This window comes from Streptomyces sp. NBC_01635, from assembly GCF_045209715.1.
GTDB classification, from domain to species: Bacteria; Actinomycetota; Actinomycetes; order Streptomycetales; family Streptomycetaceae; genus Streptomyces; species Streptomyces hirsutus.
Genome location: NZ_CP109277.1, coordinates 6785233 through 6807664, shown reverse-complemented (window position 1 = coordinate 6807664; position 22432 = coordinate 6785233). Strand labels below are relative to the sequence as shown.

Below are 22432 nucleotides of genomic sequence, written 5' to 3'. Positions count from 1 at the left end.
GCCGTCCCAGGAAAAGTGCAGGCGAAGGACACCCCACAGAGCACTGCCGCGTAGGTGAAGGGACGACCACGGGCAGCGCGGAGACATTCTCGGCTTTACCGGTTCATCATTAGGACCCGCTCAAGGGCACCCAGGGGTGCCGGGAGCGTCAGGGCGCCCGGGGTGCAGGAACCCGCGCGCTTTCCGTCCCGTCGCGACCGGCACCGGATCCACCGGCCCGTCATGCCTTCGGGTCGTGGACCCAGTTCACGAGGGAGTACGGGTCCGGCCAAGGTGAGCCCAAAAGCCGCCACGGGATGATCTTGAAGGGCTGATCTGCCGGAAGGTGGGGTCCCAGTAGTACGGCGTTGGGACTGGTAGGCCCGCATGTTCAGGAGTCGCGTATTCGCCGTAGCCGTCGGTCGATCGTCACCCTGTGTCGGTGCTTTGCGGCATGATGACCGGCGTGAACACCGAGATACTCATCCCAGAAGGTCAAAAACGCTGACAAGCACACCCCGGATCCGCTACAGAGAGCTACTTGTCACTTCGCCGTGGCTTCGGGAGAACAGGGCCTCGTCTGACTGCCCGCTCATCCGGTGCCTCGCCGGCTCCGGATTGTCCGGACCGGGCAGCGTCTCCACCGGCGCGGCCAGCGTGACCGTCCGGCCCGTCCGCACCTCGCGGGTGGCGGCCAGCACCCGAGCGGGAGTGAGCGCGGCCAGAGCACCACGGCCGCCCTCGGCCCAGGAGGCGCTCGAGAGCAGCCGCCGGTACAGCGCGTCGAACTCGGTCGCCGTCAGCGGTGGCGGTCCGGCCGGACGGGCATGCGTGACCATGAGTCAGCGCCCGGTCTCCGCGTCGAGCGCCTGGTCGAGAGTCATGGCGGCCATGATCAGGGACAGATGGGTGAACGCCTGGGGGAAGTTGCCCAGTTGCTCCCCGCTCGGACCGATCTCCTCGGCGAACAGCCCGACGTGGTTGGCGTAGGTCTGCATCTTTTCGAAGGTGTAGCGGGCCTGGGCCAGCCGCCCCGCCCGGGCCAGCGCGTCGACGTAAAGGAAGGTGCACATACTGAAGGTGCCCTCCGAGCCGCGCAGCCCGTCCGGCGATGCCGCCGGGTCGTAGCGGTAGACGAGGCTGTCGGAGACGAGCTTGTGGTCCATCGCGTCGAGCGTGGAGAGCCATGCCGGGTCCTTCGGGGCGATGAACCCGACCCTGGGCATGAGCAGGAGGGAAGCGTCCAGGACGTCGCCGTCGTAGTGCTGGACGAACGCGCGCTCCTTCTCGCTCCAGCCTCGTTCCATGACCTGGTTGAAGATGGCGTCCCTCGCCGTGCGCCATCGCTCCACGTCGGCGGGCCTGCGGAAGGTCTCGGCCAGGCGCAGCCCGTGGTCGAGGGCAACCCAGGACATCACCCGGCTGTAGGTGAAGTCCTGGCGGCCGCCGCGGGTCTCCCAGATGCCCTCGTCCGGCCGGTCCCAGGCGTCTGCGAACCAGTCCAGCGTCCTGGCAACCGTCTGCCACCCCTCGAAACTGGCCTGCTGCGCGATCTCGGCGCCCTGGGACACCGCGTAGATGGCCTCGCCATAGATGTCCAGCTGGAGCTGGTCGGCGGCGCCGTTGCCGATGCGGACGGGGTAGGAGCCGCGGTAGCCCTCGAAGTGATCGAGTGTCTCTTCCGGCAGGTCGGGGTTGCCGTCGATCCGGTACATGGTCTGGAGCGACTCCCCCTCCTTGCCCTCGCGCTCCCGCAGCCTGTCCGTCAACCAGTGGAGGAAGGCGGTGGCCTCCTCGACGAAGCCGAGGTCCAGCACGGCCCGCACGGACAGCGAGCCGTCGCGTACCCAGGTGAACCGGTAGTCCCAGTTGCGCTCTCCGCCGACCTGTTCGGGCAGGCCCATCGTGGCCGCCGCGATCAGAGCGCCGGTGGGGGCGTAGGTGAGAAGCTTGAGGGTGATGGCCGAGCGGTGCACCAGCTCGGGCCACCGTCCCCGGTAGCGGGACTGGCGCAGCCAGTGCCGCCAGAACCGGCTGACTTCCTCGAACTGCCCGGTGAGCCCTTCGACCGTGGGGGGTGTGGGCGCCTCGCCGCCGGACGCACAGACGGTGAACACGGCGCCACCGGATTCGCCGGCTTTCAGAGTCACCTTGGCGCGCACGTCCTGGCCTTCCCGCTCCAGCGGGAAGGTGGACTGCAGGTGCCCGTCGATCCCGGGGGCCCGGAACAGAGCGCCGTTCTCGCCGAGTTCGAGTTCGTGCTCGGCCCGGCCGTAGTCGAAGCGCGGCCGGCACTCGAGGGTGAAGTCGACAGTCCCCCGCACGGCACGGACGCAGCGGACCAGGGTGTGCCGGTCGGTGGCGGTGCGGGTCTGGTCCGGGGGCATGAAGTCGATCACCTCGCCCACCCCGTCCGGCGACAGGAACCGGGTGACGAGGATGGCGGTGCCGGGGTAGTAGAGCTGCTTGCAGGTCACGTCGGGGTATTCGGGGGCCAGCCGCATGTACCCGCCGCGGTCATGGTCGAGCAGGGCGGCGAAGACACTGGGCGAATCGAACCTGGGAGCGGCGAACCAGTCGACGACGCCCTGCGACGAGACGAGCGCGGCGGTCTGCAGGTCGCCCACCAGGCCGTGCTCGGCGATGGGAGGGTAGCGGTCCATTGCAAACTCCGAGGTCTCGGAAGAAGCCCCTGCTTCCACTATCCGGCACCTCCGTCACTCCTGCCACGTCGAGGCAATCGGAGATCACCCGCCCACGGCGCTGCCGTCGACGGTCTGTCAGACGCATGCAGCGTACAGAGACCTTTCTTGACTGACCATCACTAAGAGCAGAGATTCCTGACGGTCCGTCAAACAGGTGACGTGTTGCCGGAACCACGAGGTGCGGCCCTGGTGAGGGAGCCGCACAACGTGCTTTCACTGGGAGTGGTCAGTGCCGTCAGTGGCCGCCGCCGTGGCCTCCGCCACCGTGGCCGCCGCCGTGGCCTCCGCCACCGTGGCCGCCTCCGTAGCCGCCTCCGTAGCCGCCATGGTTGTCATGGCCGCCGTATCCGTGGTCGCCGCCGTAGCCATGGCCGCAACCGCCGTCGTTCCACCGGTCGCCGCAGTCACGGCTGACGTGGTGGTTGGAGTTGTGATTGGAGTCGTGGGCTGAAGCGGTCCCCGTAGCGCCCATCGCCGCGCCGCCAGCCATGAGAACACCGGCTGCGGACACCGCGAACAGACGCTTCGCGCGCTGGGCTCGCATTGGTATACCTTCTTCCCATCTTCTCGCGTCGTTCGGAACGCGCGAGACCGATGGCCGCGGCCGCCAGACGAAATGTGCGGCGCGGTCTTAGGCGTCGCCGCAAAGGATATGAGGAGCACGTCTCGTTCTACGGCGCCGCTGTGCCGTCCGCGTAAGGTTCCGCGGGCGATGCGCTGCAGCCGCGGTCCCCACTGTGGAGATCCAGCCGGACGGAACGTGCCCGGTTGCGGCTCTCACCTGTAGACGCTAGTCGCTCCTTTACCGATCGGCATCCTGGGTGAGCGGTCCGGACAACGCGGCCTACTGCGCCGGCAAAATCGCCGCCTGCGAGCGTGCGCCGTGTCATCGAACGCCGGGGAGTGCTGGACAGTCCGGCGACCGGTGACCTCAGTGGCCGGTCGTGGTGAAAGTGTCCCGCACTGTCCCGAAGACGGGGCGGTAGGTGTCCCGTTCCTCGCCCCGTAGCGACAGGTTGATGTCATTCCCTTCGGCGCCTCCTGTAAACCTGTGCCAAACATTGGAAAAATAGTGGCGAAATGCCCCTTCGTTGCCCCTCGCGGGCCGTGCAAGCGGTTCTCCGTGATCCCACTCATACGGCGCAACGGCGAAGGACAGCGGGCTCGCCGCAGCCTCGGCCCTGGCCGGCTCTACTGCTGCGGTCGCGTTCCCCATCAGCTCTGCTCGATGTGCAGGTGGATGGGACCGCGTAGGACGGGGCTGGGCCGGTACGGTGGCGGGTCGGCGACCAGCCTGGGCCGGTCCAGGCGGCGTACCAGCTCGTTCAACGCGATCTGGGTCTCCAGCCGGGCCAGCGGGCCGCCGAAGCACAGGTGGATGCCGCTGCCGAAGCCCAGGTGCTGGTTGTCCCGCCGATCGGGGTCGAAGCGGTCGGGATCGTCGAAGCGGTCCGGATCGCGGCTGCCCGAGGCGAGCATGAGCATGATCTGCGCGCCCTTGGGGATGACGGTGTCGGCGACGGTGATGTCGCTGTACGCCGCCCGCCAGGGAATGATGTGCACCGGGGGCTCGTAGCGCAGCAGTTCCTCGACGAGCCGCACGATCAGGTCCGGTTCGTCGCGCAGCCGCTGCAGCACCTGCGGGTGGCGCAGCAGGGTGAGCATGCCGTTGGTGATGAGGTTGACCGTGGTCTCGTGGCCGGCGATGAGCAGCAGGTTGGCGGTGCTGATGATTTCGTCGTCGGTCATCCGCCCGTCGGGCCCGTCGTCGTTGGCCAGCCGTGTCAGCAGGTCGTCGCCGGGCCGGCCGTGGCGTTGGTCCAGCAGCCCGCCGAGGTACTGGCGCAGGTCTTTCCTGGCCTGCACGCCGTTGTCCAGCTTCTCCTTCGGGTCGGTTTTGGGGTCGTAGTCGAGCGAGTCGACGATGGCGTTCACCCACACGTGGAACCGCGGTTCGTCCTCGCGTGGCACGCCGAGCAGGTGGCAGATCACGGTGACGGGGAACGGGTAGGCGAAGTCGTCGACGATGTCGATCTGCTCTTTGCCCGCGAAGTCGTCGATCAGGCCGCTGACGATGGCGGTCAGGTCGCCTTCCATGCCGGTCACCAGCCCCGGGGTGTGCGGGGGGCCGAAGTGGCGCATCGCCAGGCGCCGCAGGCGGTCGTGCTCGGGCGGGTCGAGGTTGATGAACGACGGCGTGGTAGCTGCCTCGGTCGTGGCCATCGGCCGCGACAGGTGGCGGACGTCGGAGCTCAGGTGCGGGTCGTGCAGTATGCCGGTGAGCTCGCGGTAGGTGCTGATGACGTAGCTGCCGTCCTCCTGCAGAGCCACCGGCGTCTCGCGCAGCTCGGCGTACAGCGAGTACGGGTCGGCCCGGGAGGAGTAGTCGAGGATCCGGCGCAGCGTGTCGGGCGTCTCGGTGGTGGTCATGTCGCTTTCCCTCCTACCGGTGCTGCCACGCGGCCGTGACGCGCCGCTCGCCCGGGTCGTGGCCGGTGACGACCACGGTGGCGCCCTGGGCGAGAAGCTTGGGGCCGGGGAAGTCGACAGGCACCGGCTTCGCGTCGGCGGGCTGATCGGGCGTCGGGCAGGGCGGCGGGAAGGGCGCGGCCGTCTCGATCAGCTGTCGGTAGTGGTCCAGCCACTTGGCGTTGTTGAAGCTGACCGCCGCGGTCACGCGGCCCCGGTATCCGTATGCGGCGACGAAGCGGCGGTCGGCCACCGACCCCTGGGTGACGACCACCTCGTCGGCGAAGGTCGGCACGCCGACGGACTTGATGTTGACGCCGAACTGGATCGACCAGAACGTCGGGATGGACAGGTGGGGCCAGCGGTCCGCCTGGCCGCTGACCATGTTGTGCGCCGCGACCTGGGCCTGCTCCACGGCGTTGACCCAGTGCTCCAGCGAGATGAGCCGGTACTCGTAGATCGGGTTCGGGCAGCGGGCCACGTCTCCGGCGACGAAGATGTCGTCGGTGATCAGGCCGTTGAGGTCGAGGGCGCGGCAGCCCGTGTCGCAGGCGATGCCCCATGGGCCTGCCGCCAGGCCCGAGTCCCGCAGCCAGTCGGTGTTGCGGATGCCGCCGAGTGCCACCACCGCCACGTCGGCGTCGACGGTGCTGCCGTCGTCGAAGTGAGCACGGCGAAAGCGCCCCTGGGTGTCGCCCTCCAGCCGGGTGACCTTGACACCGCAGCGCAGGTCGACGCCGTGAGCGCGCTGCATGTCCGCCGCGATCTCACCGATCATGGCACCGAGCGCCCCGACCAGCGGAGCCGGCGCGAGTTCGGCGACGGTCACGGGGATGTCCCGCTCTCGGCAGATGGAGGCGATCTCGGAGCCGGTGAATCCCGCTCCGATGACCAGTACGCGGGAGGGCCCGGCGGCAAGGGCTCGCTGCAGGCTCTCGGCGTGCTCGCGCGTACGCACGACGAACACCCCGTCCAGGGCCGCCTCGCTCTCGACGAACCAAGGCCGGGCCCGCACCCCGGTGGCGATCAGCACCCGGTCGAAGGGAACCTCGCGTCCGTCGGCAAGGTGCACGTGGTTGGTCGCCAGGTCGAGCCCGTCGGCGGGCACGCCCAGCAGCCACTCCGCATCGATGTCACGACGCCGCGGCAGCTTGGTGCCGTCGGCGGGCACCCACCCGGTCAGGACCTGCTTGGACAGGGGAGGCCGGTCGTAGGGCTCGCCCAACTCGTCACCGATCATGGTCAACGATCCGGTGAAACCCTCGTCGCGCAGAGTCTCCGCGGCCCGCAGTCCCGCCAGTGACGCCCCGACGATGACGATGCGGCCGTCGCGCTTGAATCCCTTCAGGGTGTCGGCGCTGGTCATGACTGCGCCGTCCCCACCGGTGCGTCCCGCCCCTCGAGCTGGTCGACCAGAATGGCCTGGAGCGGGCAGGCTGCCGCGGCGCGCAGCACCTGCTCGCGCTGGGCATCGTCGGGGTTCGGGTCGTACATCAGGGCTTCTTCGCCGTGCATCCGGAACGCGTCCGGAGCCAGGAACGCGCACTGCGCATACCCCTGACACCGAGAAAGATCAACGACAACTCTCATCCCGAACTCCATTTCAGGGACACAATGTTGCGGGCCCTGAGGCGGCACTGCTACGGCGCCGAAAGCGCGAGGCACGCCTTCGATGCAGGGATTCGGCTGCTGTTCACCCCTGCGAATGCGAAGGGGTGCACCACGCACGTCAAAGGTCTCCGCAGGAAGATTTGGTCATCGGGAGTGCGGCCTGGGCGTCTGCAAAACCGCCCGGAGAACCTGACCTTGCCGTTAGAAGCGTATCCCGCGCGCGCGTCGTCCGCACTCCGGAAAAGGGACGTACGGGTGTCGGCGACCCCGGTGTCCGAGGGGTGACCGAATGAGAGAAGTGTGCCTCTGAGCTGGGCGGAAGGGGCTTGCCGAAGGAGTTGTCCACCGCGGTTCAGCAAGCACTCCTGGCGGCCTCTGGCATACCCGACATGCTTCGCGAGAGGCCACACGGCGGGACGATCCTTCACACCCTGGCGGGTCACCGCCGAGCACGCGTTGGCGTACGCCGGGATCCGAAAGAATTTCGAATGCGCCTGATTCATCCACGCCGCCGACACCACCTCGGTGCCGGCCGGTGGCCGACGGCGCCCACAACAGCCACCCGGACCGGGCCGCCCGGCTCGCCGGGGAGCAGAAGCTGTGGCCGGCCGCCAAGTACCGCGGCGCCCGTACGATCCTGTGGCCCACCGTACCCCGCGAGGGCGTCGCCACGATCCTCGCCGTCGTCAACCCGGCGCTGCTCTCCGCCCTTCCGTGGCCGGACGGACCGCCGTGACCACCCGCTGCAGGCTCGCCAGCCAGATGGCCGCGTCGACGGCGTAGTACAGCAGCGGGTCGGGCGCCCGGCCGCCCGAGGCGGCACATACGTCGGCGATGACGGCGTGGTCCGTCGGCACGGTCTGGTCCGCGGGCTCGACGGGCGCGGGGCGTGGCTTCCCGGAGCGCAGGTCGTACGTCAGCGACAGCGCGGTCAGCCGAAGATGGTTCGCGGCGTCGCGCAGATGCGCGGCGGTGTCCGGCCAGGCCGCCAGCGCGCCCGGCAGGCAGTGTTCGATCAGGGTCTGACCCATGGCGATGGCCCGGTCCCCGGCGAGCATGATCGCCTGGAAGTCGGTTCCGGCGGGGTGTTCCGTGTCCGGGGCGCCGCGCTCGGTGGCGTACTGCACGTAGCTCGCCTCCGCGATCACCTCGGCGAGGCGGGCCCGGGCCAGCGCGTCGCCGGCCGTCCCGGCCCCGGTGATGGTGTCGATGATCTCGGTGACGGCACGGGTGCCCTGGTCCAGCAGCCGGGAGCAGGCCCGCCGCAGCTCCCCGGTGCCGCCTTGCGGCCAGGCCAGCAGCCCGACCAGGGCGCCGGTGACACCGCCGATGACGATGTCGGTGAACCGGACCGCGGCCACCCCCGGCCCGGTGGGAGCGAGCTGGGCGAAGGCGGCGACTGCGGCGATCGCGGAAAACGCCTGGCCCCATCCCATGCCGAGCACGGGCCCCGCCGAGAACGCCAGGAGATACAGGGGCGCCAGCACGACCGCGTACACCGCCACGTGGCCGCCCACGGAGTACAGCATCACAGCTGCCACGGCGGCCCCCGCCAGCGTGCCGCCGAACGCCGGCCACAGCGCCGTACGAGTGCCCGCGGCGCTGGTCCGCATCACGGTGATGGTGGCCAGCAGCGCCCACAGGCCGTGGGACAGATCGAGCACGCCCACGACCAGCCGGGCGGCCGCCAGGGCCAGCGCGATCCGGACGGAGTTCTGGAAGTACACCGACCGCGGCGTGAGATGGGCCCGCAGGCGGCGCGCGTACAGCGAGAGCGATGACCGGCCTGCGTACCAGAACGGGCCCGGCCGGTCCGCGGACGACGTCGCGTCCGCGGGCACGGGCACGGGCGCGCCGAGCGCGATCCGCACCGCCGTGACCAGGAGCGCCCCGGTGTTCGCGATGTCCAGGGCGATCGCGCCGCCGTGCACCACGGCCGCGCTGTTCGCGCCCCGCATCTGCGGGCGGACGCGGTGGGCTTTGAAGTCCGCCGCGGCGGCGGTGTACGGGGCGTCGGAAGGCGCCGGACCCCGGCCGGACAGCCCGAGGGCGACACCGTGGCATGCGGTGGCCGACGCGTGCAGCAGCCGGGACGCCGCGGGGTCGCGGGCGCCGGGCGTGTCGCGGGCCTCCTGCGTCATCTGCCAGGTCTGGGCCAGCAGATGACGCATGTAGGAGGCGCCCTGGCACAGTGCCCGGTCCCGCGCCGACGCCGACGTCGGGCGCTCGTCGTCCGGCACCCGGCTCATCCGCAGCTCTTCCGACGCCGTCATCAGCCGCTCCGGGCTCTCGAACGGTGACCGCGGCTCCGCCGCGAGCGCCCGCAGCGCCCCGGACGCCAGCGCCGCGGCGCGCGCCAGCCGGTCCGCGTAACGCCCCGGTGGGAAATCCGGCAGCAGCCACACCTCGGCCGCCGCCATCAGCACCATCCCGGTCGCCAGCCCGGCCAGGCGCGCCCCCAGCGTCTCGGGGACGTACGGCGGAAAGCACGCCAGGATGTAGAACGCCTGGAGACCGCCTGCCAGCCCCCAATCCGGGGCGCGCCCACCCCCGCGAACGACACCAGAAAGCCCACCCCGAGCATCCCGAGGGCCGCCGTCCACGAGTGCACCGCGAGCACGGTGCCCAGGGTGACCAGCGCGGCCGCGACCGGCAGCGCCGCCAGCAGCGTGCGGGCGCGCTCACGCGGCGTACCCGGGACGAAGGACATCCCGCCGGTGGCGATCGCGCCGAACAGTGCGTAGATCGCCGCGACATGGTTCCCCAGGCCGTAGCGGGCGGCGTAGAAGCCCGCACACGCCACCAGCGTCACCCGGACCGAACGACGTACCGCCCGCAGGCCCGGATCACGGGCCTTCAGCCACTCCAGCCCACCGCCAAGGGGCACCCGCGGCCTCCTCCTTCATTCGGCACAGCGCACGCCCGCCCCCACTCATCACGGTAGGCCGGGCGGGTGCGCCGGACCACCGCGCACCGGGTCCGGTCAGGCGAAGGAGAGCAGCCTCGCTCCACAGTCCCCGTGTGCGTCCGGCAGCAGCAGGACGCGGCCCAGGCGCAGGGCCGCGATGGTCCCCTCGCCGTGAGTGATCATCACGATCGCCCCCGGGTAGGTGCCGACCGCGGCCAGGCCCGGGCACCGTACAAAGAGCGATCGGTACTGGAGCGCCGAGGAGGGGACTGCCATTCCTCCCGCCATAGCCCCAGGCAGAGCCGAACAGACTGCCCCCTGGGTCGAGCCCGCGCCACATCACTCTGGGCCGACGGCGGACGGGATGACAGGAGGCGCCATCGTGGTGCTGGGAGCGGCCCTGCGAGGTCGACTCTGGACTCGTTCCGACAGGACGGAGATAACGTCATTGCGACGACAACCGTGGACGCCCTTCGCGTGGACGATCACCTCGTGAAACGGCTGGGCTGCCCCCGGGCCGATGCCCCGCCTCCGACCGGGCGAAGGTCCTCAGTCGGTCAGCGCAACGCTGGCTCAGTCGCGGTGCCACTCCTCGTCCGCCGTGTTTGTGTGGCGTCTGAACCTCCGGGCCACGGCCCGTCCGACCCCGGTTACCCAGTGGAAGGAGAGAGCCATCGTGAGTTCCGCCGAGGGCGCACCTCAGAACGTGGTCCCCGCGCACCTGTTGAAGGGCCAGAAGGCGCTGGTCACCGGCGCGAACTCCGGAATCGGCCGGGCGACTGCCGTCGCCCTGGGCCGGGCCGGGGCCGATGTCGTGGTGAACTACGTGGCCGGCCGCGAGGAGGCGGAGAAGGTGGTCGAGGAGATCACCGGGTTCGGGGTCCGGGCGGCAGCCTATGAGGCGGACGTGTCCGACGAGGACCAGGTCGTGGCGATGACGGAGCGGATGGTCGAGGAGTTCGGCACCATCGACATCCTCGTCGCCAACGCCGGACTGCAGCGCGACGCCCCGTTCACCGAGATGACGCTCGCCCAGTGGCAGAAGGTGCTGGACGTCAACCTCACCGGGCAGTTCCTGTGTGCGCGCGAGGCGACGAAGGAGTTTCTCCGGCGCGGCGTCGTGCCCGAGGTCTCGCGCGCGGCTGGCAAGATCATCTGTATGAGCTCGGTGCACCAGATCATTCCGTGGTCGGGGCACGTGAACTACGCCTCCTCCAAGGGCGGCATCCAGATGATGATGGCGACCCTCGCCCAGGAACTCGCCCCGAAGAAGATCCGCGTGAACGCGGTCGCTCCCGGAGCCATCAAGACCCCCATCAACCGCAGCGCCTGGGAGACAGCACAAGCCCAGAAGGATCTCCTGCGACTGATCCCCTACGACCGGGTCGGCGACCCCGAGGACATCGCGTACGCGGCCGTCGCCCTTGCCTCCGACCTCATGGACTACGTCGTGGGCACCACCCTCTACGTCGACGGCGGGATGACCCTCTTCCCCGGCTTCGCCACCGGCGGCTGACCTCACCCCATCCGCGTCGGCCCCCGGAGAGACCCACGTGCATACGGTCCTGCTGCGGGCGGACGCCCCGCAGCAGACCCTTCCGGCCAGATCGATGATGGCCTTCACTCTCGCCTCCCACATCATTCTGGTGCCCCTGGGCGTCGCACTGCCGCTGATCACGCTCGTCATGCACGGCTACGGTCTGCGCCGCGGCGATGCGACCTCCCTGCTCCTGGCGCGCCGGTGGTCGGCGGTGATGGCGGTCCAGTTCGCGATCGGGGTCGTCACCGGGACCGTGCTGTCCTTCGAGTTCGGGCTGCTGTGGCCGGGCATGATGGGTCGGTGGGGCGATGTCTTCGGCATCGGGTTCGGTGTCGAGGCGGGGGCCTTCTTCCTGGAGGCCGTGCTCATCGCCATCTATCTGTACGGCTGGCGAAGGCTTCCTTCCCGGACCCACTTCCTGCTGGGACTGTCGCTGCCCGTCGCCGCGCTAGGACGGAGCCGAGGACGGTGACATCCAGGAATTCTTCAAGCGGCTCGACCGGCACATGACCGCCCCGGTCACCGAGGACAGCGTCTGGCGTACCACGGCCGCGAACGAGGACTTCGAGCCGAATGCCTCCGCCCCGATCATGCGTCAGCAGAACGTCGTGCACCTGACCAAGGTGATCACGGACTGGTACAAGAAGGCCCCGGCTGCCATCTGATTCACCAGCAACACAGGAGCCCCCTCCACATCTCACGCGGAGGGGGCTCCTTGCTTTCCAACGTACCCGACAGCGAACCGAGTGCACGTGTCCCGACCAGCCCGAGGACCGCATACCTGATGGCGTCCTCCCGTTCCGCTCGAAAACGACATCGGACCGATCGGCGCCACCTCATCCGGCGTCAGACTGCCATTGCGCTCCGGGTGCCAGGTCGTCGTGATCTCCGGGTACGTCACGGCCAGCGCCCCGGCGTACGGCCGGCCGGGCTTGTTCCCCGTGGGCTTGGTCGTCACGCGGCCACCGCTTCTTCCTCACCCAGCACGCTGAAGTCGACGTCCAGGTGGGCGTCGTAGTCGTCCGGAGTGACGCCGAGCTCGTGGGTGGAGTACTCCCCGAACCGCATGATGTGCTCGGTCAGGTACGGGGAGATTTGGGCCAGGTCGAGCGGGTCGACGACTTGGCCCTCGGCCTGGAGCTGCCGGACCACGTCAGCGATGTCCAGGGTGTTGTGGAAGATCACCAGGTTGGCCAGGAGCGAGGTGAACTTCACGTCCTTTTCCTGCTCGACCGGGTCGTTGACTGCCACCGTGCCGCGCTGGCCGAAGCGGACCCAGTCGGAGAAGCCGTTGAACGCCTCGACCTTGTTGGTCGCGGCCGTCACGCGGGCCCGCAGCGGCGCGTCCGAGAGGTAGCGCAGCAGCTGGATGGTGCGGATCACGCGTCCCACCTCGCGGAACGCGGTGTAGGTGGCGTTGCGGTGCGAGCCGGAGCGAAGCCGCTTCAGCAGCAGAGTGGAGGAGATGGCGCCCTCGCGGACCGAGACCGTCACGCGCATCAGGTCCTTGAAGTGCGTTTCGATTAGGCCCCAGTCGATGACGTTGCGGCCCGGCTCTCCGAACAGGACATCGATGTGCTCGTAGTGGGCCATACGGGAGGGGCGGAAGAACAGCAGGTCCTTCCAGTTGCGGATCCTGGGCATCAAGTCGATACCGAGCAGGTACGCCAGGGAGAACACCGGGTAGCTCTGGCCCTGCGTGTCGGCGTGGATCGTGGTGGGCTTGATCTCGGAGGTGTTCTTCAGCAGCCCCTCGATGATGTAGACGGCCTCCCAGACGCCGCACGGCACGAAGTGCGTGAACAACGCGATGTAGAGGTCCGAGATATGGTGGTACGCGATGCCGCCCACCGCCCCGTACCTGACGCTGGTCTCGGCGAGCAGGTTGTCAAGGTAGGTGTCCATGTGGGTGCCGTCGGCGGCCGCGGTGGTGCCGTTGCCCCAGGCGCGGGACATGTCGAGCTTGGCGTGCGCGTTCACCACATCGGTGACCGCCTCGTTCAGCTTCGCCAGGGTCGTGTGGCGGCGGGCGGCGATGGACAGTTCGTGCGTGGTGACGCTGGCGATGTGCCGGGCGGCCTCGGCGAACGTCATGTTCGTGCCCTTCACGAACGTCGTGATGACGTACCGACCGAAGGGGTCCTTCAGCTTGGGATCGTTGCCGGAGGCCGGCCCGAACCGGCGCCACCACTCGATCCAGTACGCCGTGCGGGCCACGATGCCCAGCAGGGACCGCTCCGGCATCCGCTCCTTGATCGCCTGCTCCAGTACCTGGGCGCTCTTGCGGGGCTTCTCCGCCCGACGCGCCTTGAGCTTGGGCGCCCCGGAGTCGGGTTCGATGAACAGCTCGTCGTTCTCCGGGTACTCGCCGTCCGCCTTCGCCGCCGCCTCACTCAGCCGCCTCCGCAGCTGGGCGACCAGCGCGCGCCCGTCGAACGGGGTGGTGTAGCCCGCCTCGCGCAGGCCGACCTCCACCAGGTACTCCGGCAACTTCTCCTCGACCTGATTCCACGACAGCAGCTGCTCGGACCAGTCGGCGTATTCCTCGGAGCCGATCACCGCGACGTCGCCGGTCCGCAGCTCCTCGGCGAGGTAGTAGAACACCATGGCCTCGAAGTGGCGGCGCACGAAGTACCCGGGGCGGCGCCGGTCACGGATGACCTTGCGCCAGTTCTGCGTGGCGAAGGAGATGTCCACCGGCCGGCCGTTCTCGTCCCAGTCGGGGATGTAGTCGCGGGCCGGTGTGCGGTGGGCCTTGGCGTGCGCGACGGCGTCCAGGACACTGGAGTCCTCGCTGGTGGCCTTCAGCTCGATGACGTCGCTCAGGTCGTACATCACTGGCCGGTCGGCCTTCAGGTGACCGTGCAGCAGCACCTCCCAGTTGTCGCCGTGGTGGGCGGAGACCTTCTCGATCTGGGCGTACTGGGCGTCGAACCCGCCGAACTTGTCCACCGCGGCGGCCAGCGAGGCCAGGCCGTTCGACTGGACCATCAGCCCCTCGGCCAGCAGCAGGAACGCGGGCGAAACCCGGCCCTCCAGGCGCTCGGTGACCTCCTGCGCGGTGGACTCCTCGTCCAGGCCCTCCAGCGCGTCGAGGGCCTGCTTGGTCATCGTGGCGGCCTTGATCTGGGCCTTCTGCGCAGGACCGTCGGCATCGACCTGCTGGAGAAGGGTGCGGTAGTTGCCTACCAGGGCCTCCACGATCTCCTGCTGCTGGCGGCGGATCTCCTCCAGCTCCTCGCGGGCCTTCTTCGCCTTGGCTGCCATGCGCTTGCAGAACATCGTGGCGATGTCGTCGCGGGCGCGCATCCTCGCCTTCGCGGCCAGGCACGCCATCAGCGCGACCCGCTTGGCCTCGGTGTAGTCCTTCAGCGTCGCAGCATCCTGGGCCTCCGCCTCGCCGGCGAAGTTCGCGACTTTCCCCGGCGCCACTTCCTCCAGCCACTTGCCGGTGTCGCCCAGACCGTCGACCCATTCCAGGTGGTCCTTCAGCCTCTTGAAGTTCGACCAGGTGGCCCGCCCGGCGTTCTGCTTGAGCGCGTTGAACAGCGTCTTGCGGTCCAGCCCGATCACGTCCGGCAGCCTCAGCAGCCAGCGTCGCTCCTCGCCGGTCATCCGCTCCCGGATCCCGGCCAGGATCTCCTCGTTCACTTCGCCGCGAACTGTGGAGGCCATAGCGTCCAGCGTCGAGAAGCGGGGGATCTCCAGACCGGCCTCGACCAGCTTCTCCAGCGCGATGTTGATCAGGTCCGCCGGGTTGTTCTTCGACGCCGCCTCGATCCGCATCGTCTCCTCGGCCAGTGCGCGCGCGGCCGGCCCGTCGTAGCGCACACCGCACCGCTCCCGCACCCACGACCTATGCCGCTCGGCCGTACGGCCGGAGGCGTACACAGGCAGCGTGCTCTCCGGCAGCTCCATCACGCGCCGCACGAACTCCACGACCTGCTCTGGCACGTCGTCCTGCTTCGGGAAGCAGCCCAGCCGCTGATACGACTTCAGCGCCAGCAGCAGCGCGAGCTGGTGGTCGTCCGAGTCCGTGACCTCCTCGGCCCAGGCCCGCTCCTCCTCGGCCGGCGTGAAATACACGTGCAGCTCGCGCGCGGTGATCAGCCGCTTGAACCGCGGGTACGCGGTCCGTTCGATCGAGGTCATCCCCACCCCACTCGACGCCCAGCACCAGAACGGAGGCGCCACACGCGCCCCCGCGCGGGATCATCGCGGGACGCGGGGGGCCGAAGATCAGAACCGTGGAATCCGGGACAGGTGTGGGCCCTCAGTGATAGAGCGCAACCAACGGCTCAAACCTTCAAGATCATCCCGTGGCGGCTTTTGGGCTCACCTTGGCCGGACCCCGAGTACCGCCAACGGGATTCCGTGACATCGCCGTCGGGCCGCTGCCCGAGGTGTCGGTGCGCGTAGCCGACGACCTTGCGCATGTGCGCGATGTCGTCTTCGGCGAGGTCGGCCTTCTTCTTTTCCAGCGGCTCCACGATGCGGCGCCCGGACGCGTGCCCCACGCTCTCGCCCCCGCCGTCCGACTGGCCCACGCTTTTCGAGTCGTCCGTGGCAAGCCATTTCCTGAGTAGGCGTTTTTTGAACTTGGCACCGCGTTAGAACTCATTGGCAGGCGGTGGCCCGGCTTGAGCGCACCCAGATGGCCTGAGCTGCCTCGTACTTCAGTCAGAAGGTGCCGCGCGTTCGTCGCCGCGGGGTCGTCGACTGCTGTCGAGGACGAAGCGCAGCACCGGCCGGTGGCTCTCTCACGTGGCGGCTGGTGCGTGTTCGCGGGTCTCGGTGAATGCGCTGTGTCGGTAAAAGGAGTAGGCCTTGCTCACTGCCTGGAGGAGGTTGGCAAGGGCGAGAGCCGTCCACAGGGCGGCAAGCCCCCCGGCTGTGGCGACCGGAGCGGCGACAGCGGCCAGGACTCCGTAGCAGATGAAGGTCGACACGAAACTCGGCACGGTGCGCTTGAGGCCGATGAGGCCGAAGCCGACGACTGCCTGCAGCGCGTCGGTGACGACCACGGCCAGCACCAGCGGTAGAAGGTCCATGATCTGTGGCCGCACATCGGCATCCTGGGTGAACAGTGGAACGACCCACGCACTGAGGACGATCACCGTTGCCGCGATGAACCCCACAACGGCCAGTGCCAGCCACGTTCCCGCCCGAACGCTGCGGCGGATACTCACGCGGTCGTGCTTCTCCGCATAGTCGGAGATCAGAGGGATGGTGGCCTGACCGATCGCCACCGCAGCTGTGAAGATGAGGTTGACCAGGGAGATGCCGACGCTGTGCACCGCGGCGCTGTTGGTCCCGATCCTGGCCGCCGCGAAGGTCAACACGCCCAGGACGGCGAACTTGACGAGTACCGTGCCGGCCAGCGGAATCCCCACGGCGCCCAATGCCCAGACCTCCTTCACATCAGGCCGGCCCGGATACAAAGAGCGACCGATCAGCACGGTAGAGCGGCGGAGGGCCAGCTGGTTGACGCAGGCGCTGATCACGCTGGAGGCAAGCATGGCGACGCCTGCCCCGGTCAGGCCGTAACCCGGCAGCGGGCCGGGACCACCCACGAGGAGGACGGAGAGCGTGGCGGATGCGGCGGTGCCGAGCAGTCCGGCCCGCATCACCAGCTTTGAGTGGCCCAGTGCCACCAGGACGGACGTGGCTGACGAGCTGACCGCGATGGCGAGCACGCTGCCGGCCAGCAGGAAGGGGAAGATCCCCAGCTGGTCGAGAACAATGCGGGGAATTCCGGCCGCTTGGCCGATCAGAGGAACTGACGCGACCGCCGCCGCGGCGATGGCACCCACGGTGATCGCGAGCCACATCCCGCTGCGCACCACGGACAGGAGATGGTCAGGATCCCCCTTGCGCGGCGTGACAAATGGCATCACGCCGCGCAGCGCGCCCGCCACCGTGGCGGTAGCGGGGCCGAACACGGCCATGGCGACGGCGAAGGCCGCAAGCGTAGCGGTGGAGTGGTTGCCGAGCAGCGCGGTGTCGACCAGAGCGCCGGCCGATGCGGCGATCATCGTCAGGTACAGCGGGAGTGCTGCCGCTGCTATCCCGATCCACGTACTGCTTCCGGCCGGTCCAGTCCCCTTGCTGATCACGGGTTCGATCATCACACCGCGAGAGCCGACAGGTCAGCGGAAGTGGCGGATTCGGTCCTGCCGGCTCAGCGGGCGGGCTTCGGCTTCTTCGTCCAGCCGGGGGCGGGCTTCTTGCGAGTCAGTTGCCTGGTCATGACGGTGATGAGTGCCCATTTTTCACTTTCCCGGGAACGCTCTGCCCGTGACTGCTCCAGGAGACCCGGTCACCCTTGCGGAGCCTTTTGCCCTTTGCCCTGATCGTGCGCTCCCTCGACTTCGCCCCCACGACGGGCGACGTTCTTCACTGTCCCGCCGTTCACGGCTGAGCGCATTCCGGCGGAGCACTGCCGCGGACGCCCACCCGGAAGAGGGCCCGACCGCCCCGGCTGCCGCTCCGCTCACGACGCGGTCCCGGTCGCCCCGCGGGCAGCGGGGCGACCGGTGACGGGGTGAGGCGTCCGGCCGGCTCGGCGGGCGGCTCCGAGAGGTGCGGTCACTCCGGCCAGGCGGAGTTCTGGATGACCTCGACGAAGTCGGTGCGGCGGAAGCCGGGGACGAAGTGTTCCAGCACGTCCGCGTTGACCGTGCCGAAGGTGGTGTCGGGGCGGTGCTTGAAGCCGTCCGTGAACGCCTGCAGGATCTGCTGCTTGAAGTCGGGGCGGGGATGCGCGGCGGTGACCTCGTCGATCTCGGTCCGGCTGATGTTCGCCAGACGCAGCCCGAGGACGTCGGTCTCGACGCCCGCGGTGGTGGCCGCGATCTCGGGAGCCATCTTGTACGGCACCTCCGGCGTGGTGTGCAGGGCGACGGCCGTCCACACCGTGTCCGCGTCGCCGGCCGGGATGTCATGGCTGAGCAGGAAGGCACGTGCCTGGTCCGCGCCGTCCATCTCGAACCGCTGGTCGTCGCTGCGGTACGGCGGCACCAGACCCGTGTCGTGGAAGAGTGCCGCCACGTACAGCAGCTCCGGGTCGGGCCGGATGCCCAGGGCCCGCGCCTGGAGGCTGCCGAAGAGGTAGACCCGCCGGGAGTGGTGGAAGATCAGCGGCGGGGTGGTGTCGCGGATCAGTTCGGTGGCGTCCTGGGCGAGCTTGCTGTCGGGGATCTCGATGCCGGCGATCTTCTCGGTCACGGTGGCCTCCTGGGAAACGGTGACGTCGGTGGTCTGCTGCCCTTCCACTCTCCGCCGGAACCGCCCGCCGTGTCCGCTACCGGACGGCCGACAACACCTCGGAAACGGTCACGCGCCCTCGCGGCCGTCCGGATCGGCGGGCGGGACGGCGCGGCGGCGGCGAGGTGCGGGGCTGGTGGTGGTGAAGCGGTCCCGGTAGCGGGTCGGTGACACGCCGAGGTGGCGGGCGAAGGCGCGCCGCAGGCTCTCGTAGCTGGGGAAACCCGACAGTGAGGCGGCTTCGGTGGCGCCGTGTCCGGAGTCGAGGAGGGCCTTGGCCATGTCGAAGCGGATCAGTTCCACGTATTTCATCGGCGTGGTCCTCAGTTCGGTGCGGAACATGCGGGTCAGGTGCCGGGGGCTGACCCGGGCCCGTTCCGCGAGCGTCTCCGGGGTGTGGTCGGCGGCCGGGTCGGCCTGCACGAGCTCCTGGACCAGCCGCAGGACCGGGGTCCGGGGCGCGGGGCCCTGGAGCGAGGCGGAGAACTGCGACTGTCCGCCCGGCCGCTGCATGAAGACCACCAGTGAGCGGGCGACGTCGCGGGCCAGGCCGGGGCCGTGGTCCTCCTCCAGCAGAGCCAGCGCCAGGTCGATCCCCGCGGTGACACCGGCCGAGGTGTAGATCGAACCGTCCTTCACGTAGAGGGCGTCCGGTTCCACCCGCGTCGACGGATAGCTGCGGGCCAGCAACGCGGTGTGCTGCCAGTGCGTGGTCGCGCGTCTGCCGTCCAGCAGTCCCGCCCCGGCCAGGATGAACGCGCCGGTGCAGATCGAGGCGACCCGTCCGGCGCCGCCCGCGAGCCGGAGGGCGGCCGCGCGGAGGTCCGGCTCGACGGGGCGGACCGGCAGCAGGTCACCACCTGCGACCAGCAGGGTGTCGAAGGCGGGTGCCGACGCCGTGTCCGAGTCCACCGGCACCCGCAGGCCGATGGACGTGCGCACCGGGTTCCCGTCGACCGAGACCACGCTCAGCCGGTAGTTCGCCCCGTACCGGTTGGCCTCGCTGAAGACTTCCGCCGGCCCGGACAGGTCGAGCATCTTCATGTCGTCGAACACCAGAACGCCCACGCGATGCTCTTTCGCCGCCACCAGTCGTTCCTCCGCCTTCCACCGGTTCCTCGGACCAGGCCGACGCGCGACCCGGCGGCCGACCGCGCTCAACTCTGGCAGCAGGAGGGCCGCGGAAGGGACAGGACGCCGGCCGGGGAGTCCGGCGCGGGCGCGGTCTCCATGGCCGGATGCGTCGCCGCCTCACCGATCGTCGGCTGAGCCGGTACCCCGTGGGGGGCGGCGCCACCCGACTGAACGCCTCCCCCCGGTTCCGCTCGCCACCCGGGCCGGAACGCCTCGGGCCGGGAACGGAAAGGCGCCATTGCTCCATGGGAGGGAAATTCGGCGCCGCACAGGCAGAATCCCCCCGACTGTCATAGGTTTCCGGTAATGGGGAGAGAAAGCCTGCGCCATTCCAGCCGAGGAGAACCGATGGCTGAACGCACAGCCCATCGACGTGGTTACCGAAAAGGCCTCGCCGGTGAGATGATCGCAGAGTTCCTGGGGACGTTCGTCCTGCTTCTATTTGGTATCGGGTCGGTAGCCGTTGCCGTCGTCGGCCTGCCCGGATCAGGGCGGCAAACAGTGGACTTCGGTCCCGCCAACTGGCTCATCATTTCGTGGGGCTGGGGTCTCGCCGTGGTGTTCGGCGTGTATGTGGCCGGCGGTATCAGTGGCGCCCACCTCAATCCCGCGGTGACTCTGAGCTTCGCCGCGTGGAGGGGCTTCCCCTGGCGGAAGGTCCTGCCCTACTGGCTGGCGCAGGTCGCGGGCGCCTTCGTCGCCGCCGCGCTCGTCTACGCGTGCTACCGGTGGGCGATCGACGCGGCCAATGTCAAGGCGGGGGTCCCGCGGGACGAATCACTGGCGACCTACTCGATCTTCGCCACCTTCCCCGCCGAATACTTCGGAGATTCCTGGTGGGGCCCCTTGCTCGACCAAATCGTGGGCACCGGGATTCTGCTGCTGCTGATCTGCGCGCTCATCGACACCCGCAATACCGCTCCGATGTCGAATCTCCACCCGTTCCTCATCGGTCTGGTGGTCGTCGCGATCGGTCTGACATTCGGCACCAACGCCGGATACGCGATCAATCCCGCACGCGACTTCGGCCCACGACTTTTCACCTTCTTCGAAGGCTGGGGCTCCATTGCCCTACCCGGGTCATTCGAATGGTTCAGCGGCTACTGGTGGATCCCCATTGCCGGCCCCCTCATCGGCGGACTCCTGGGGACCGCCGCGTACGACCTGCTCATCAGTCCGGTGATCAAGGCCCGGATGGGGGCGTCCGAGGAAGGCCCGGCCACCGAGGAGGCCTAGGACAGCAGCGGGCGGGCGCCGTCCGTCGTACCGCACGACCACGAGAAGAGGTGGCCACGATGCCCGAATTCGTCGGCGCGGTGGACCAGGGCACCACCAGTTCACGTTTCATGATCTTCGACCACGCCGGGAACGAGGTGGCGAAGCACCAGCTCGAGCACCGCCAGATCCTGCCGCGGTCGGGGTGGGTCGAGCACGACCCGGTGGAGATCTGGGAGCGCACCAACACGGTGATCCAGAACGCCCTCCGGGCCGGAAACCTGTCGGCCACCGACCTGAAGGCCATCGGCATCACCAACCAGCGCGAGACGACCGTGGTCTGGGACCCGCGCAACGGCCGCCCGCACTACAACGCCATCGTCTGGCAGGACACGCGCACCGACAGCATCGCCGCCGCCCTCGAACGCGACGGCCACGGCGAGGTCATCCGCCACAAGGCCGGCCTGCCGCCGGCCACCTACTTCTCCGGCGGCAAGATCAAGTGGCTGCTGGAGAACGTGGACGGACTGCGCGAGGCCGCCGAGGCGGGCCACGCCCTGTTCGGCAACACGGACGCCTGGGTGCTGTGGAACCTCACCGGCGGGCCCAACGGCGGTGTGCACGCCACCGACGTGACCAACGCCAGCCGCACCATGCTGATGAACCTGGAGACCCTGGACTGGGACGACGAACTGCTGGGCATTTTCGGCATCCCGCGCGCGATGCTGCCGACCATCAACCCCTCGTCCCATCCCGAGGCGTACGGCCAGGCCCGGACCTCCCGGCCGCTGGGCGCCCCCGTGCCGATCACCGGCGTGCTCGGCGACCAGCAGGCGGCGACCGTCGGCCAGGTCTGCTTCTCCCCCGGCGAAGCCAAGAACACCTACGGCACCGGCAACTTCCTGGTGCTCAACACCGGCACGGAGCTGGTGCGTTCGCAGCACGGGCTGCTGACGACGGTGGCGTACCAGTTCGCCGGCAGCCCCGCGGTCTACGCGCTGGAGGGATCCATCGCCGTCACCGGCGCGGCCGTGCAGTGGCTGCGCGACCAGCTGAAGATCATCAAGAGCGCCCCGGAGAGCGAGGAGCTGGCGCGTTCGGTGGACGACAACGGCGGGATGTACTTCGTACCGGCCTTCTCCGGCCTGTTCGCCCCGTACTGGCGCTCCGACGCCCGCGGCGCCATGGTCGGCCTGGCCCGCTACAACACCGGTGCCCACATCGCACGGGCCACCCTGGAAGCCATCTGCTACCAGAGCCGTGACGTGGTCGATGCCATGGAACAGGACTCGGGCGTCCACCTGGACGTGCTCAAGGTCGACGGCGGCGTGACCGCTAACGACCTGTGCATGCAGATCCAGGCCGACGTGCTGGGTGTGCCGGTCAGCCGTCCGGTGGTCGCCGAGACCACCGCGCTGGGCGCCGCCTACGCTGCCGGCCTCGCCACCGGCTTCTGGCGCGACACCGACGAACTGCGCTCGCACTGGCAGGAATCGAAGCGCTGGAGCCCGGCATGGAGCAAGGAGCAGCGCCAGAGCGGCTACCAGGACTGGAAGCGGGCCGTGGAACGCACCCTGGACTGGGTCAAGGTCACCTGACGACCGG

Annotated in this window: 18 protein-coding genes and 2 pseudogenes; 6 read left to right on the top strand and 14 right to left on the bottom strand. The window is 69.2% G+C overall.

Translation table 11 applies throughout. The features are described 5' to 3' along the window. Positions 1-506 precede the first annotated feature (506 nt). From OHB56_RS31545 to OHB56_RS31520, 6 genes are all read right to left on the bottom strand, one after another. Positions 507-818: a hypothetical protein gene (locus OHB56_RS31545; protein WP_406356945.1), complete on the bottom strand. Its 312-nt coding sequence runs from the start codon at positions 816-818 to the stop codon at positions 507-509. Positions 819-821: 3 nt separating this feature from the next. Beyond that, positions 822-2642: a glycoside hydrolase family 15 protein gene (locus tag OHB56_RS31540; protein ID WP_406356943.1), complete on the bottom strand. Its 1821-nt coding sequence runs from the start codon at positions 2640-2642 to the stop codon at positions 822-824. 277 nt (positions 2643-2919) lie between these two features. Continuing rightward, positions 2920-3228: a hypothetical protein gene (locus OHB56_RS31535; protein ID WP_406356941.1), complete on the bottom strand. Its 309-nt coding sequence runs from the start codon at positions 3226-3228 to the stop codon at positions 2920-2922. 671 nt (positions 3229-3899) lie between these two features. Beyond that, entirely contained in the window at positions 3900-5114 is a 1215-nt protein-coding gene (locus tag OHB56_RS31530) for a cytochrome P450 (protein ID WP_406356939.1), read from the bottom strand. A gap of 13 nt (positions 5115-5127) precedes the next feature. Next, on the bottom strand, positions 5128-6519 hold the full coding sequence (locus tag OHB56_RS31525) for an NAD(P)/FAD-dependent oxidoreductase (protein ID WP_406356937.1): 1392 nt from the start codon (positions 6517-6519) through the stop codon (positions 5128-5130). Next, positions 6516-6743, bottom strand: coding sequence for a ferredoxin (locus tag OHB56_RS31520; RefSeq protein WP_406356936.1), 228 nt, complete (start codon positions 6741-6743; stop codon positions 6516-6518). Before OHB56_RS31520 ends, OHB56_RS31525 begins: the two co-directional genes overlap by 4 nt. Before the next feature lie 556 nt (positions 6744-7299). Here OHB56_RS31520 and OHB56_RS31515 point away from each other — a divergent pair. Continuing rightward, on the top strand, positions 7300-7500 hold the full coding sequence (locus tag OHB56_RS31515) for a hypothetical protein (RefSeq protein ID WP_406356934.1): 201 nt from the start codon (positions 7300-7302) through the stop codon (positions 7498-7500). On the opposite strand, the gene OHB56_RS31510 is transcribed toward OHB56_RS31515, so the two are convergent. The 3 genes from OHB56_RS31510 to OHB56_RS31500 form a co-directional block, all read right to left on the bottom strand. Further along, the gene (locus OHB56_RS31510; protein ID WP_406356932.1) at positions 7451-9184 is read right to left on the bottom strand and encodes an FUSC family protein; all 1734 of its coding nucleotides are present in this window, start codon (positions 9182-9184) and stop codon (positions 7451-7453) included. The genes OHB56_RS31515 and OHB56_RS31510 overlap by 50 nt on opposite strands. Beyond that, entirely contained in the window at positions 9184-9651 is a 468-nt protein-coding gene (locus OHB56_RS31505) for a hypothetical protein (protein ID WP_406356930.1), read from the bottom strand. Before OHB56_RS31505 ends, OHB56_RS31510 begins: the two co-directional genes overlap by 1 nt. Before the next feature lie 96 nt (positions 9652-9747). Continuing rightward, the gene (locus tag OHB56_RS31500; protein WP_406356928.1) at positions 9748-9948 is read right to left on the bottom strand and encodes a hypothetical protein; all 201 of its coding nucleotides are present in this window, start codon (positions 9946-9948) and stop codon (positions 9748-9750) included. 400 nt (positions 9949-10348) lie between these two features. Between OHB56_RS31500 and OHB56_RS31495 the strand changes: the two genes are divergently transcribed. The 3 genes and pseudogenes from OHB56_RS31495 (at position 10349) to OHB56_RS31485 (ending at position 11877) form a co-directional block, all read left to right on the top strand. Beyond that, positions 10349-11188, top strand: coding sequence for an SDR family oxidoreductase (locus OHB56_RS31495; RefSeq protein WP_406356926.1), 840 nt, complete (start codon positions 10349-10351; stop codon positions 11186-11188). A gap of 94 nt (positions 11189-11282) precedes the next feature. Beyond that, positions 11283-11663, top strand: a pseudogene (locus tag OHB56_RS31490) (cytochrome ubiquinol oxidase subunit I); the annotation flags it as partial. A gap of 55 nt (positions 11664-11718) precedes the next feature. Next, positions 11719-11877: a hypothetical protein gene (locus OHB56_RS31485; RefSeq protein WP_406356924.1), complete on the top strand. Its 159-nt coding sequence runs from the start codon at positions 11719-11721 to the stop codon at positions 11875-11877. A gap of 289 nt (positions 11878-12166) precedes the next feature. On the opposite strand, the gene OHB56_RS31480 is transcribed toward OHB56_RS31485, so the two are convergent. The 5 genes and pseudogenes from OHB56_RS31480 to OHB56_RS31460 all read right to left on the bottom strand — a co-directional run bounded on the left by OHB56_RS31480 (position 12167) and on the right by OHB56_RS31460 (position 19546). Then, positions 12167-15364: a Tn3 family transposase gene (locus OHB56_RS31480; RefSeq protein ID WP_406356922.1), complete on the bottom strand. Its 3198-nt coding sequence runs from the start codon at positions 15362-15364 to the stop codon at positions 12167-12169. Between the two features lie 146 nt (positions 15365-15510). Continuing rightward, positions 15511-15795 (bottom strand): annotated as a pseudogene (locus tag OHB56_RS31475) (DUF3140 domain-containing protein); the annotation flags it as partial. 177 nt (positions 15796-15972) lie between these two features. Further along, on the bottom strand, positions 15973-17340 hold the full coding sequence (locus OHB56_RS31470) for an MATE family efflux transporter (protein ID WP_406356920.1): 1368 nt from the start codon (positions 17338-17340) through the stop codon (positions 15973-15975). Positions 17341-17800: 460 nt separating this feature from the next. Continuing rightward, a complete protein-coding gene (locus OHB56_RS31465; RefSeq protein WP_055593688.1) occupies positions 17801-18439 on the bottom strand; it encodes an HD domain-containing protein in 639 nt (212 codons plus the stop codon). Positions 18440-18547: 108 nt separating this feature from the next. Further along, entirely contained in the window at positions 18548-19546 is a 999-nt protein-coding gene (locus tag OHB56_RS31460; RefSeq protein ID WP_406356918.1) for a GlxA family transcriptional regulator, read from the bottom strand. 414 nt (positions 19547-19960) lie between these two features. On the opposite strand from OHB56_RS31460, the gene OHB56_RS31455 reads away from it, so the two are divergent. Together OHB56_RS31455 and glpK are read left to right on the top strand one after the other, a co-directional pair. After that, positions 19961-20848, top strand: a complete 888-nt coding sequence (locus tag OHB56_RS31455; protein ID WP_406356917.1) for an MIP/aquaporin family protein — start codon at positions 19961-19963, stop codon at positions 20846-20848. 59 nt (positions 20849-20907) lie between these two features. Then, a complete protein-coding gene (glpK, locus tag OHB56_RS31450) occupies positions 20908-22425 on the top strand; it encodes a glycerol kinase GlpK (RefSeq protein WP_406356915.1) in 1518 nt (505 codons plus the stop codon). The last annotated feature ends 7 nt before the right edge of the window (positions 22426-22432 follow it).